This window comes from Streptomyces sp. NPDC006610 (genome assembly GCF_040611575.1).
Taxonomy (GTDB): Bacteria; Actinomycetota; Actinomycetes; order Streptomycetales; family Streptomycetaceae; genus Streptomyces.
In genome coordinates this window covers 191,285-204,359 of record NZ_JBEXOP010000005.1, presented here as the reverse complement: position 1 = coordinate 204,359, position 13,075 = coordinate 191,285, and the positions used below count along the sequence as shown (strand labels likewise).

The window sequence follows — 13,075 nt, the reverse complement described above, 5'->3', positions numbered from 1 at the left end:
CTCGGGCACTCCTGCCCTCGCGGCTCGGCCCCGGGCCCGGCCGACCGTGCCCGGTGTCCCAGGCCGGGCCAACCGTCCCGTCCGTCCTGTCAGTGCCGCGTGACATGCTGGGCGTGATGGCCAGGAAAAGTGCGAACGACGATCTCCTCGCCCCGGTGACGCTCGCCGTGGGGCAGGAGGACCTGCTGCTCGACCGTGCCGTGCGCGAGGTGGTGGCCGCCGCGAAGGCGGCCGACGCCGACACGGACGTACGGGACCTGACGCCCGAGCAGTTGCAGCCCGGCACGCTCGCCGAGCTGACCAGCCCCTCCCTCTTCGCAGAGCGCAAGGTCGTGGTCGTGCGCAACGCGCAGGACCTGTCCGCGGACACGATCAAGGACGTCAAGGCGTATCTCGGGTCGCCCGCCGAGGAGATCACGCTCGTGCTGCTGCACGCGGGCGGGGCCAGGGGCAAGGGGCTGCTGGACGCCGCCCGCAAGGCGGGGGCGCGGGAGGTGGCGTGCCCGAAGATGACGAAGCCGGCGGACCGGCTGGCGTTCGTCCGGGGGGAGTTCCGCACCCTCGGCCGTTCGGCCACGCCGGAGGCCTGTCAGGCGCTGGTCGACGCGATCGGCAGCGATCTGCGGGAGCTGGCTTCCGCGGTGTCCCAACTGGTCGCCGACGTGGAGGGGACGATCGACGAGGCGGTCGTCGGGCGGTACTACACGGGACGGGCCGAGGCGTCGAGCTTCACGGTCGCCGACCGGGCCGTCGAGGGCCGGGCGGCCGAGGCGCTGGAGGCGCTGCGCTGGTCCCTGGCCACCGGCGTGGCGCCGGTACTGATCACCAGCGCCCTCGCCCAGGGCGTCCGCGCGATCGGCAAGCTGTCCTCGGCCCGCGGCGGGCGCCCCGCCGACCTGGCCCGCGAGCTGGGCATGCCGCCGTGGAAGATCGACCGCGTGCGCCAGCAGATGCGCGGCTGGACCCCGGACGGCGTCGCCCTCGCCCTGCGCGCGGTCGCCGAGGCCGACGCGGGCGTGAAGGGCGGCGGCGACGACCCGGAGTACGCCTTGGAGAAGGCGGTCGTGACCATCGCCCGAGCCGCTCGCTCCAGAGGGCGCGGTTAGACCCGCGGGAGGAGAATCGGGCGTGTCAGCCGTCCATCGCCGGACACGGGAAGGTGGCGATCACCATGGCTGAGCATCCGCACGCGGCTCTCGTCCGTCGAGGCTACGAGGCCTTCGTACGAGGCGACATGGACGCCCTGCGCGAACTGATGACGGCGGACTGCACCCATCACGTGCCCGGCAGTCACCAGCTGTCCGGGGACTTCAAGGGGCAGGACGCGGTCGTCGGCCTGTACGGCCGGCTGTTCGAGGAAACGGCCGGGTCGTTGCGGGTCGACCTGCGCAGCCTGCTGGTCGACGGCCGCGGGCACGTCGTCGCCGTCCACCGCGTCTCCGCCGAGCGCAGGGGCCGCCGTATCGACGAGGACGGGTGCATCGTCTTCCGCGTGCTCGGCGACCGGATCACCGACCTCGACGAGTGCGTCGCGGACATCGACGTGGCCAACGAGTTCTGGGCCTGACGACCGTCGTCGGACGTGGAACGCCGGACGCCGTACGCGCACGCCGAAGGCCCCGGGCTCCGGCTCTGGGGAAGAGCGGGAGGCCGGGGCCTTCGGTTCGAGCCTGTGTGGATCCGCGCCCGCGTGGCGAACGCAGGCCGCGCGCGGATCCGGGGTGCCGGTCGGGGGCGGATGAGAGAGGGCCCGCCCTGGGTCCTTCCGGCGATCAGATCAACTGAGGGGTTCAGCCCTTGAGGGACGCGACCTTCGCAGCCAGCGCCGACTTCTTGTTGGCGGCCTGGTTCTTGTGGATGACGCCCTTGGAGACGGCCTTGTCGAGCTGACGCGCGGCAGCGCGCTGGTACTCGGTGGCCTTCTCCACGTCACCCGCGGCAGCGGCCTCGCGGGCCTTGCGGATCGCGGTCTTCAGGGAGGACTTGACGGCCTTGTTGCGCAGCCGGGCCTTCTCGTTGGTCTTGATCCGCTTGATCTGGGACTTGATGTTCGCCACGAATGAGCCTTTTCAGGTTCTGGCACGGGGCCGCACGGGACCCGCGCCGATGATTTTCTTGGGTTGCGCCTCGCGCTGAGAGGGCATGAGGCACAGCCCTCCACGTTACCAGCGGCCCTCCGGGTGGCCCAAACCGGTCGCCGGTCCCGGCCCGTGGGACCATGGAAGCTACGTATCGATCCGACCCGAGGCATAAGGCGCCTCAAGAGACAGGACCCTGCGTGCCCGCGACCCCTAACCATGTGCCCGAGCCGAGCCGTACCGACCCGGCTCTGATCCGCAATTTCTGCATCATCGCGCACATCGACCACGGCAAGTCCACGCTCGCCGACCGGATGCTCCAGCTGACCGGCGTGGTCGAGCAGCGGCAGATGCGTGCTCAGTACCTCGACCGGATGGACATCGAGCGCGAGCGCGGCATCACGATCAAGTCCCAGGCGGTGCGGCTGCCGTGGGCTCCGTCCCAGGACCCCGGCAACACGCACATCCTCAACATGATCGACACCCCGGGGCACGTCGACTTCACCTACGAGGTCTCGCGGTCGCTCGCCGCCTGCGAGGGGACCATCCTCCTGGTCGACGCCGCCCAGGGCATCGAGGCCCAGACCCTCGCCAACCTCTACCTGGCGATGGAGAACGACCTCACGATCATCCCGGTGCTCAACAAGATCGACCTGCCGGCCGCCCAGCCCGAGAAGTTCGCCGAGGAACTGGCCAACCTCGTCGGCTGCGAGCCCGGCGACGTGCTCAAGGTCTCCGCCAAGACCGGCCTCGGCGTCGAGGCGCTGCTGGACAAGGTCGTCGCCGAGATCCCGGCGCCGGTCGGCGTCAAGGACGCGCCCGCCCGCGCCATGATCTTCGACTCGGTGTACGACTCGTACCGCGGCGTGGTGACGTACGTCCGTGTCATCGACGGCCAGCTCAACAAGCGCGAGCGCATCCGCATGATGTCGACGAACGCGACGCACGAGCTGCTGGAGATCGGCACCAACTCGCCCGAGATGCTCCCGGCCGACGGCCTGGGCGTCGGCGAGGTGGGCTACCTCATCACCGGCGTGAAGGACGTCCGCCAGTCCAAGGTCGGCGACACCGTCACCAGCATGCACAAGGGCGCGACCGAGGCCCTCGGCGGGTACAAGGACCCCAAGCCGATGGTCTTCTCCGGCCTGTATCCGCTGGACGGCTCGGACTACCCGGAGCTGCGCGAGGCCCTGGACAAGCTCCAGCTCAACGACGCCGCCCTGGTCTACGAGCCGGAGACCTCCGCGGCCCTCGGCTTCGGCTTCCGCGTCGGCTTCCTCGGCCTGCTGCACCTGGACGTGATCCGGGAGCGGCTGGAGCGCGAGTTCGGGCTCGACCTGATCGCCACCGCGCCCAACGTCGTCTACCAGGTGACGATGGAGGACGGCGAGGAGATCACCGTCACCAACCCGAGCGAGTTCCCCGAGGGGAAGATCGCGGAGGTGCACGAGCCGGTCGTGCGGGCGACGATCCTCGCGCCCACCGAGTTCATCGGCGCGATCATGGAGCTGTGCCAGACCCGGCGCGGCACCCTGCTCGGCATGGACTACCTCTCCGAGGACCGCGTGGAGATCCGCTACACGCTGCCGCTCGCGGAGATCGTCTTCGACTTCTTCGACCAGCTGAAGTCCAAGACCCGCGGCTACGCCTCGCTGGACTACGAGCCCACCGGCGAGCAGGCCTCCAGCCTGGTCAAGGTGGACATCCTGCTGCACGGCGACAAGGTGGACGCGTTCTCCGCGATCACCCACAAGGACCAGGCGTACGCGTACGGCGTGCGGCTCGTCGCCAAGCTCAAGGAACTCATCCCGCGGCAGAACTTCGAGGTGCCGGTGCAGGCCGCCATCGGCTCCCGGGTGATCGCCCGCGAGACCATCCGCGCCATCCGCAAGGACGTCCTCGCCAAGTGCTACGGCGGTGACATCTCCCGTAAGCGGAAGCTGCTGGAGAAGCAGAAGGAGGGCAAGAAGCGGATGAAGATGGTGGGTTCCGTGGAAGTTCCGCAGGAGGCCTTCATCGCGGTCCTGTCCAGCGACGACAGCGCGGGTTCGGGCAAGGGCAAGAAGTAACCGCAGATCACGGGGCCCGGCCCCGGCAAAGCGGACGATACGGGGCCCGTCGTACGAAAGTGCGGCGGGCCCCGGCGCGTTTCACGGGCGCGGTCCGTGCGAAGTGAGCGGGCGCGGGCTCTTACGCGCGGGCCGGTCGGGCTCTACTCTGTCCCTGCCCGCTAGTTACTCGCGAGTTAAACAACGGCTCGTGAGTGAACACAGCCGTGCCCCCAGCCAGCGAAATCCGCAGCGAAGACGTACCTGTAGACGTATCGAGACCCTGTACACGTACCAAGACCCTGTACACGCACCGAGACCCTGTAGACGTGCAGGACCCGAAGACGTACCGAGACGCCTGAACCGCACCGAACGCCTGAACCCCGCACCGAACGCCTGAACCGCACCGAGCCAGCCGCAACGTCGCGGGCCCCGGAGGATGTCGTGAGCGACACACAGACCCTGATCGAGAACCGTCCGCCGTCCGTCGCGGGCCTCTTCCTGGAGCGCGTGGCGGCCACGCCGGACGCCGAGGCGTACCGCTACCCCGTGCCCGCCGCCTCCGGCCAGGGCCCGGACGACTGGAAGTCGCTGACCTGGGCGCAGGCCGCCGAGCGCGTGTACGCCATCGCGGCCGGGCTGATCGAGCTGGGCGTCCGGCCGGAGGAGCGGGTCGCGCTGGCAGCCGCCACCCGGATCGAGTGGATCCTCGCCGACCTCGGCATCATGTGCGCGGGCGCCGCGACCACCACGATCTACCCGCAGACCAACGCGGAGGAGTCGGCGTACATCCTCGCCGACTCCGGCAGCCGCGTGCTCATCGCGGAGAACGCCGAACAGCTCGCCAAGGCGCAGGAGAAGCGGGGCGAGCTGCCCGAGCTGACGCACGTCGTCGTCATGGACGGCGCGGGCGTCGAGACCGGTGACGGGGTGCTCACCCTCGCCGAGCTGGAGGCCCGCGGCGCGGCCCGGCTGGAGAAGGACGCCGAACTGGTCGAGGAGCGGGTCGGCGCGATCGCCCGGGACCAGCTCGCCACCCTCATCTACACCTCCGGCACCACCGGCCGGCCCAAGGGTGTGCGCCTGCCGCACGACAACTGGTCCTACATGGCCAAGGCCATCGCCGCGACCGGGCTGGTCGGCCCGGACGACGTGCAGTACCTGTGGCTGCCGCTCGCCCACGTCTTCGGCAAGGTGCTCACCTCCGGACAGATCGAGGTCGGCCACGTCACCGCCGTCGACGGCCGGGTCGACAAGATCATCGAGAACCTGCCGGTGGTGCAGCCGACGTACATGGCGGCCGTGCCGCGCATCTTCGAGAAGGTCTACAACGGCGTCGCAGCCAAGGCCCGCGCGGGCGGCGCGGCCAAGTACAAGATCTTCCAGTGGGCGGCCGGGGTCGCCCGCGAGTACGCCAAGGTCACCCAGGACAACTTCCGCCGCACCGGCACCGCCTCCGCCCCCTTCGGGCTGAACGCCAAGCACAAGGTCGCCGACGCCCTCGTCTACTCCAAGCTGCGGGAGGCCTTCGGCGGGCGGCTGCGCGCCTGCGTGTCCGGCTCGGTCGCCCTCGCGCCCGAGATCGGCTACTTCTTCTCCGGCGCCGGCATCCACATCCTCGAGGGCTACGGCCTCACCGAGTCCTCCGCGGCCTCCTTCGTCAACCCCGGCGAGGCCTACCGCACCGGCACGGTCGGCAAGCCGCTGCCCGGCACCGAGGTGCGCATCGCCGAGGACGGCGAGATCCTGCTGCGCGGCCCCGGCATCATGGAGGGCTACCACGGGCTGCCGGAGAAGACCGCCGAGGTGCTGGAGCCGGACGGCTGGTTCCACACCGGCGACATCGGCGAGCTGTCCCCGGACGGCTATCTGCGCATCACCGACCGCAAGAAGGACCTGTTCAAGACGTCCGGCGGGAAGTACGTCGCGCCGACCGAGATCGAGGGGTCGTTCAAGGCGATCTGCCCGTTCGTCTCCAACATCCTCGTCCACGGCGCCGACCGGAACTTCTGCACCGCGCTGATCGCGCTGGACGAGGTGGCGATCATGGGCTGGGCGAAGGAGCACGGCCTGGAGGGCAAGTCGTACGCCGAGGTCGTGGCGGCGCCGGCCACGGTCGAGATGGTCGACGGCTATGTGCAGCGGCTCAACGCCGGACTCCAGCGGTGGCAGACCGTCAAGAAGTTCCGGCTGCTGCCGCGCGACCTCGACATCGAGCACGGCGAGATCACGCCGAGCCTGAAGCTGAAGCGGCCGGTGGTGGAGCGGGAGTACCGGCATCTGCTGGACGAGATGTACGCCGGCACGCGGGAGGCCTAGACGCCGGACGCCGACGCCGGGCGGCGGACGCCCGGCGTCGGAGCACCGGTGGGGGGCGCGGGGGCGCATGTGCGGTGCGCCCCCGCGCCCCCTGTGCGTCCGGCGCCTGTGACGCACAGCGGTCGTTTCCGTCCCTTCTTCGACCTACTTCGAGCTTCTTCGAGCACGCGCCTACCACTGTTCTCACTCATCGCGGCCCACTTAGGTAACTCGTCGCTTATGGACGGGGCCGGTCTGTCACCCTGACGGCATCGACCTCGGGGTCATCGACCGAACCTCTCGGGGAGTTGCAGATGGGGGCCATTCCGGTGCAACGGGAGACCGTTTCCCGTCCCTCCGACGCGCCTGCGTACGCCGGCGCCGCTTCCGCACACCCCGGCGCGCAGGTGCACGCCACCTTCAACGGAAGCTCCCTCGCGCCGGGCGCCGCCCGTGGGCTGCTGCGCGCGGCGTTCAAGGAGTGGGCCGACCTCGGCCTGCCCGGCGCCGAGCGCCTCACCGACCGGCAGGCCCAGGACGCCCTGGTCGTCGTCAGCGAGCTGGTGACCAACGCGGTGGTGCACGCCGGCACCGACGTGGAACTGGTGTGCCGCATGGAGCCGGGCTCCGGCGCGGTCGTCCTGGAGGTGTGCGACCACCACCCCTCGCGCGCGCCCCGGGACGCCGCGGCGGCGCCGGCCGGCCCCGACGCGCGGGAGTACGGCCGGGGCCTGCGGCTGATCACCGCGTTGTGCGAGGCGTGGGGCGTCACCTACCGGCGGGACGCCAAGACGGTGTGGGCGCGCGTGTCCGACGGCCCAGGCGCGCCGACCGGGGCGCACTCCACCGCGCCGAGCGCGTTCGCCGGGGCGGAACTGCTCGCCCCCGCCCCCTGCCGCGCCGAGCGCGACCGGGACTGGCTCGGGCGGGGCGCCCTCTCCTTCCTGGCCGAGGCCTCCGACCTGCTCGCCGGCCAGCTGGACGAGGACCTGGTCGCCTCCCTCACCGGCCAGCTGATCGTCCCGCGCCTGGCCGACTGGTGCGCGGTCTGGCTGGAGGACGAGGCCCTCGGCGGCCGCTCCGCCGGCTCGTCCGGCGTCCGCCTGGCCCGCGTCTGGCACACCAGCGAGGACCGTACGGAGGACCTGCGCCGGGCACTGGAGAAGGAACCCCCGCAGAGCCCGGACGCCTTCGCGCCGGGCCCGATGCAGTACCCGTGGCCGGAGCTGCCGGACCCGTCCCACCTGCCGGACCCGTCCCACCCCTCCCGCCTGCCGGACCCGTTCCACCCGTCGTACCCGTCCGGCCTGTCGTACCCGTCCGGCCCACAGGCCCTGCCTTCCGGCCTTCAGGCCCCGCCCTCCGCCCTGGCGGCCCTGCCGGTCCCGTCGGCCTCGCAGGTCCCTTCGTACCGGCGGGAAGAGCACACCGCTCGCGCCGGCCGACCGGCCGCCAACCCTCGCTCGGGCGCCGCCTCCGCTGACGTCGCGCCCTCGGCGGCCCCCGGCTGCCAACCGGCCGCCGGCCTCCGCTCGGGCGCCGCCCTCGCTGACGCCGGGCTCCCGGCCGCCCCCGTCCGCCCGCCGTCCGCCGCGCACGTCCCCGGGGACGTCAGCACGCCGGACACCGGCAGCCTCCCCGCCGGGCCGGCGGAGACGCCGGAGGGCTCGGCAGCGGGCCGTTCGGGAGGCCGGGGCGGGGTCGGCGGCGCGGAGGGGGAGGCGTCCGCGTCGGCCCTGGGCGGGCCGGCGGGTGTTCGCGCGGCCGGGGTGCCGAGCGGTGCGACCTCCGGGCGGTCGGCGCCGGCGGAGGGCTTCCGGGGTGGTGCCGGTGGTGGGGCGGGCGCGGAGGGCGCGTCGGTGGCGGGCGGATCGGCGGACGACCGTCCGCGGGAGGGTGCGGTCGGGGCGTCGGGCCCGGTGACCGGTGGCCCGGTGGGCGACGGCGGTCCCTCGGCGGGTGCCGGTGGCGAGGCGGGCGTGAGGTCGACGTCGCCGGGGGGTGGGCCGGTGCCGGCCGGTCGGACCGGGGGCGCCGGCGGCGTCGGGGACGAGGGCGTGGCAGTGGCGCCGGGTGGGTCGGCGCCCGCCCGCCCCGCCGGGGGCGGCGAGGGTGCGGTCGGGTCGTCGGACGGGCCGGGGGCCGTCCGCTCCGGTCACCCGGTGACCGGGCGTCCGAGCCCCGCGGGTGCTTCCCCCCGCGGGGCCGGAGGCGAGCCGGTGACGGCCCGGTCGGCCTCACCGGCGGAGGGGACCGCACACGTCCGTCCGACCCGCGGTGACGCGCCGGGCGGGCCGGACGCGGCCGGGGCACCGGTCGGCGCGCCCCCGGGCGGCGCCGCGCTCGCGTATCCGCTCGTCGCCGGCGGGCGGCCGCTCGGGACGCTGGTCATCGGGCGGGGCGGGGTGCCGCGGTTCCCGGACGAGATCACCGGCCTCGTGGAGGACCTCGGCCGACGGGTCGCCCTCGCCATCGGGGCCGCCCGGCAGTACGCCCGCCAGGCCACCATCAGCGCCGTGCTCCAGCGCGGCCTGCTCCCCGGGGCCGTCGCCGAGATCCCCGGCGTGTGCAGCGCCCTGGTCTACGAGCCCCGCGACAAGGGCGGCCCCAGCGGCGACTTCTACGACGTCTTCCCGGCCGGCCACGGCCGCTGGGGGTTCGCCCTCGGGGACGTCCAGGGCAAGGGCCCCGAGGCCGCCGTCGTCATCGGGCTCGCCCGGCCCTGGCTGCGGCTGCTCGCCCGCGAGGGCTACGGCGTCGCCGACGTCCTGGACCGCCTCAACCAGCTCCTCCTCGACGACGCCACCGAGGCCGCCGACGCCGCCGCCCGCGCCCTCGCCGGACCGTCCGGCCCCGGGGAGGGCCCGCAGACCCGCTTCCTCTCCCTCCTCTACGGCGAACTGGTCCCCTTCGACGGCGGCGTCCACTGCACCCTCGCCTCCGCCGGCCACCCCCTCCCGCTGCTCCTGCGCCCCGACGGCGACGTCCGCGCGGTCGTGCGACCCCAGACGCTGCTCGGCGTCGTGGAGGACGAGACGTACACCAGCGAGACCTTCGAGCTGCGGCCCGGCGACAGCCTGCTCTGCGTCACCGACGGCGTCACCGAGCGGCGCAGCGGCTCACGCCAGTTCGACGACGAGGACGGCCTCGCGACCGCGCTGGCCGGCTGCGCCGGACTGGATGCCGGGCTGATCGCCGAGCGGGTCCGCCGACTGGTGCACGAGTTCGGGGACAGGCCGCCGGAGGACGACCTGGCGCTGCTGGTCCTGCAGGCGCAGTAACGACCGGCGGCGGTGCGGGACAATGGAGACATGCCTTCCGCACTCCCCGACGGCGAGCCCGTCCCCGACGACGGCTCGCTGCCCCCGGACGCCCTGGCCGGCGCCGCGGAGCGTCCCCTCGGGTTCTATCTGCACGTCCCCTACTGCGCGACCCGCTGCGGCTACTGCGACTTCAACACGTACACCGCCACCGAACTGCGCGGCACCGGGGGCGCCCTCGCCTCCCGCGAGAACTACGCCGACACCCTGATCGACGAGATCCGCCTCGCCCGCAAGGTCCTCGGCGACGACCCGCGCGAGGTGAGCACGGTGTTCGTCGGCGGCGGCACGCCGACCCTGCTGGCCGCCGGGGACCTCGTACGGATGCTGGGGGCGATCGGGGAGGAGTTCGGGCTGGCGGCGGACGCCGAGGTCACCACGGAGGCGAACCCGGAGTCCGTCGACCCCGCCTACCTCGCGGCCCTGCGCCACGGCGGCTTCAACCGGATCTCCTTCGGCATGCAGAGCGCCCGGCAGCACGTCCTGCGCGTCCTGGACCGCACCCACACCCCCGGCCGCCCCGAGGCCTGCGTCGCCGAGGCCCGCGCGGCCGGATTCGACCACGTCAACCTGGACCTGATCTACGGCACCCCGGGCGAGTCCGACGACGACTGGCGGGCCTCCCTCGACGCGGCCCTCGGCGCCGGACCCGACCACGTCTCCGCCTACGCCCTGATCGTCGAGGAGGGCACCCGGCTCGCCCGACGCATCCGCCGCGGCGAGATCCCGGCGACCGACGACGACGTCCACGCCGACCGCTACCTGATCGCCGATGAGACCCTGACCGCGGCCGGATTCCACTGGTACGAGGTGTCCAACTGGGCCGCCTCCGACGCCGGGCGCTGTCTGCACAACGAGCTGTACTGGCGCGGCGCCGACTGGTGGGGCGCCGGACCGGGGGCGCACAGCCACGTCGGGGGTGTGCGCTGGTGGAACGTCAAGCATCCCGGGGCGTACGCGGGGGCTCTCGCGGCGGGCCGTTCGCCGGGTGCCGGGCGCGAGATCCTGAGCGCCGAGGACCGCCGGGTCGAGCGCGTCCTGCTGGAGCTGCGGCTGCGTGAGGGCGTCCCCCTGTCCCTGCTGCGCGACCAGGGCCTCGCCGCCGCCCGCCGGGCCCTGTCGGAGGGGCTGCTGCGGGAGGGGCCGTACGCCGAGGGCCGCGCGGCGCTCACTCTGCGGGGCCGGCTGCTGGCGGACGCGGTGGTCAGGGATCTCGTCGACTGATCACTCCGGCGGGTGAAGCGGTGCGGGACGGGCACAACATGATCGTTGCCGATGTCCAGGACCAGGTTCCGCCACAGCGCTGGGCCCGCCTGCGGACGCAGGACGTCGACATCGCCGACGAGGCCAGTGAGCCGGTTCCCGACCTTGTGGTACTGGCGCGTGATCTCCTGCCGCAGGGGGACGGCTGCTGCCGTGTCAGCTGGTCACGATGGCCGTGGAAGTCGTCTCCGAATCAAGCGTCCACCAGGACTACGTGGTCGAACGGTCGGTCTACGCGGCGGGAGGGATTGCCGCCCACCTCGTCATCGACCCGGTCATGGCCCAGTGCGTCCTGCTGACGAAGCCCGAAGGCCAGGGCGAGGACGCCGACTACCGGAGTCGGGAGATCGTCAAGTTCGGTGACCGGGTGCCGTTGGAAGCCCTGGGGATCGAGTTGGACACGGGCGACTTCGGCACCTTCCACGGTGTCAGAGCTCACCGCTGTCCGTGACGAAGTCGATCAGCTCCTCAACCCGCCCCAGCAGCTCCGGCTCCAGGTCCTTGTAGGACCCCACCCGGGCCAGGATCGCCTGCCACACCGCGCCCGTGTTCTCCGGCCAGCCCAGCGCCCGGCACACCCCCGTCTTCCAGTCCTGGCCGTGCGGCACGCGCGGCCACGCCTCGATGCCGACGGACGACGGCTTCACCGCCTCCCAGATGTCGATGTACGGGTGGCCCACCACCAGGGCGTGCTCGCTCGTCACCGACTGTGCGATCCGCCACTCCTTCGAGCCCGGCACCAGATGGTCCACCAGGACGCCGAGCCGGGCGTCCGGGCCGGGGCCGAATTCGGCCACGATCGCGGGCAGGTCGTCCACGCCCTCCAGGTACTCCACGACCACGCCCTCGATGCGCAGGTCGTCGCCCCACACCTTCTCCACCAGCTCGGCGTCGTGCCGGCCCTCGACATAGATCCGCCCGGCCCGGGCCACCCGCGCGCGGGCGCCGGGGACGGCGACCGAACCGGAGGCGGTGCGGGCGGGACGCACCGGCGCCTGGGCCGTGGGCCGTACGAGGGTCACCGTGCGGCCCTCCAGGAGGAAGCCGCGGGGCTCCAGCGGGAACACCCGGTGCTTGCCGAAGCGGTCCTCCAGCGTCACCGTGCCCGCCTCGCAGCGGATCACCGCCCCGCAGAAACCGGTGCCCGCCTCCTCCACCACCAGGCCGGGCTCCGCCGGCACCTCGGGCACGGGCTTCGGCTTCTTCCACGGCGGGGTCAGGTCCGGAGAGTACTGGCGCATTCGAACGACGATAGGAGAACCCCCGCGGCCGTCACGGCGACACGCCGAAACGCGCCGCCAGGGCGTCCCGCTGGCGCCGGACGAACGCCGCGTCCACCGGCGCCCCGTGACCGGGCACGTACACCGCGTCCTCGCCCCCGAGGTCCAGCAGCCGGTCCAGCGCGGCCGGCCAGCGCGACGGCACCGCGTCCGGGCCGGCCTGCGGCTCGCCGGACTCCTCGACCAGGTCGCCGCAGAAGACGACCTCCGGGTCGCCCGGCACCAGCACCGCCAGATCGTGGGCGGTGTGCCCGGGGCCGACGTTCGCCAGCAGCACCTGGCGGCCGGGGCCCAGGTCCAGCGTCCACTCGCCGCTGACCAGATGGGCCGGCGCGGTCAGACCGTCCGCCGCCTCCCGGGCCGTCTCCGCGTCCAGGCCGTTGCGCACGGCGTCCGCCCGCAGCTCCTCCCGCCCGCGGGGCGAGGTGAGCGCCGCGTCCACGCCCACCGCGCCGTACACCTGCGCGCCCGCGACCGCCGCCGCCCCGAAGACATGGTCGAAGTGCGGGTGGGTCAGCGCGAGATGGGTCACACGGTGGCCGGCGACCTCCCGCGCCCGCGCGCCCAGCATCGCCCCCTCCGCGAGCCCCGACCCCGCGTCGATCAGCAGCGCGGCGCCCTTCCCGAGCACCAGCCCGGCCGTGCAGTCCCACCCGGGCAGACGCCGCCGGCCGACCCCGGCCGCCACCCGCTCCCACCCCGCCTCTTCCCAAGTCACCGTCATACGGCGACGCTAGCCTCACGTCCCCGACGGCACGACCCCGGCGGGACCGGCCTTGCCCGGGGCG

The 13,075-nt window shown here is 73.2% G+C and carries 10 protein-coding genes; 7 read left to right on the top strand and 3 right to left on the bottom strand.

Annotated elements, in window-relative coordinates; genetic code table 11:
* The first annotated feature begins 113 nt into the window (after nt 1–113).
* Entirely contained in the window at nt 114–1,106 is a 993-nt protein-coding gene (gene holA / locus ABZY13_RS06485; RefSeq protein ID WP_356627737.1) for a DNA polymerase III subunit delta, read from the top strand.
* A 65-nt stretch (nt 1,107–1,171) separates the two neighbouring features.
* Nucleotides 1,172–1,567, top strand: coding sequence for a nuclear transport factor 2 family protein (locus ABZY13_RS06480; RefSeq protein WP_356627736.1), 396 nt, complete (start codon nt 1,172–1,174; stop codon nt 1,565–1,567).
* Nucleotides 1,568–1,790: 223 nt separating this feature from the next.
* On the opposite strand, the gene rpsT is transcribed toward ABZY13_RS06480, so the two are convergent.
* Complete coding sequence (gene rpsT / locus ABZY13_RS06475; RefSeq protein WP_086168781.1) at nt 1,791–2,057, bottom strand: 30S ribosomal protein S20; 267 nt, start codon at nt 2,055–2,057, stop codon at nt 1,791–1,793.
* A 221-nt stretch (nt 2,058–2,278) separates the two neighbouring features.
* Between rpsT and lepA the strand changes: the two genes are divergently transcribed.
* The 5 genes from lepA (at nt 2,279) to ABZY13_RS06450 (ending at nt 11,458) form a co-directional block, all read left to right on the top strand.
* A complete protein-coding gene (gene lepA, locus ABZY13_RS06470) occupies nt 2,279–4,147 on the top strand; it encodes a translation elongation factor 4 (protein ID WP_356627735.1) in 1,869 nt (622 codons plus the stop codon).
* Nucleotides 4,148–4,570: 423 nt separating this feature from the next.
* On the top strand, nt 4,571–6,445 hold the full coding sequence (locus tag ABZY13_RS06465; RefSeq protein ID WP_356627734.1) for an AMP-dependent synthetase/ligase: 1,875 nt from the start codon (nt 4,571–4,573) through the stop codon (nt 6,443–6,445).
* Between the two features lie 293 nt (nt 6,446–6,738).
* The gene (locus ABZY13_RS06460) at nt 6,739–9,705 is read left to right on the top strand and encodes a SpoIIE family protein phosphatase (protein WP_356627733.1); all 2,967 of its coding nucleotides are present in this window, start codon (nt 6,739–6,741) and stop codon (nt 9,703–9,705) included.
* A gap of 30 nt (nt 9,706–9,735) precedes the next feature.
* Nucleotides 9,736–10,968, top strand: a complete 1,233-nt coding sequence (gene hemW / locus ABZY13_RS06455) for a radical SAM family heme chaperone HemW (protein WP_356627732.1) — start codon at nt 9,736–9,738, stop codon at nt 10,966–10,968.
* Between the two features lie 208 nt (nt 10,969–11,176).
* Nucleotides 11,177–11,458 carry a Uma2 family endonuclease gene (locus ABZY13_RS06450; RefSeq protein WP_356627731.1) on the top strand — a complete coding sequence of 94 codons (282 nt, stop codon included), beginning with the start codon at nt 11,177–11,179 and terminating at the stop codon, nt 11,456–11,458.
* Here the strand turns inward: ABZY13_RS06450 and ABZY13_RS06445 are convergent.
* Nucleotides 11,436–12,248 carry a DUF3097 domain-containing protein gene (locus ABZY13_RS06445; protein WP_356627730.1) on the bottom strand — a complete coding sequence of 271 codons (813 nt, stop codon included), beginning with the start codon at nt 12,246–12,248 and terminating at the stop codon, nt 11,436–11,438. The genes ABZY13_RS06450 and ABZY13_RS06445 overlap by 23 nt on opposite strands.
* A gap of 31 nt (nt 12,249–12,279) precedes the next feature.
* Nucleotides 12,280–13,011, bottom strand: coding sequence for an MBL fold metallo-hydrolase (locus ABZY13_RS06440; protein WP_356627729.1), 732 nt, complete (start codon nt 13,009–13,011; stop codon nt 12,280–12,282).
* Between the last annotated feature and the right edge of the window lie 64 nt (nt 13,012–13,075).

Coding starts and splice junctions, on each gene's coding strand:
- ABZY13_RS06440 (WP_356627729.1), bottom strand. CDS start 13,011: ATGACGGTGACTTGGGAAGAGGCGGGGTGGGAGCGGGTGGCGGCCGGG.
- ABZY13_RS06460 (WP_356627733.1), top strand. CDS start 6,739: ATGGGGGCCATTCCGGTGCAACGGGAGACCGTTTCCCGTCCCTCCGAC.
- ABZY13_RS06445 (WP_356627730.1), bottom strand. CDS start 12,248: ATGCGCCAGTACTCTCCGGACCTGACCCCGCCGTGGAAGAAGCCGAAG.
- ABZY13_RS06480 (WP_356627736.1), top strand. CDS start 1,172: ATGGCTGAGCATCCGCACGCGGCTCTCGTCCGTCGAGGCTACGAGGCC.
- ABZY13_RS06450 (WP_356627731.1), top strand. CDS start 11,177: ATGGCCGTGGAAGTCGTCTCCGAATCAAGCGTCCACCAGGACTACGTG.
- hemW (WP_356627732.1), top strand. CDS start 9,736: ATGCCTTCCGCACTCCCCGACGGCGAGCCCGTCCCCGACGACGGCTCG.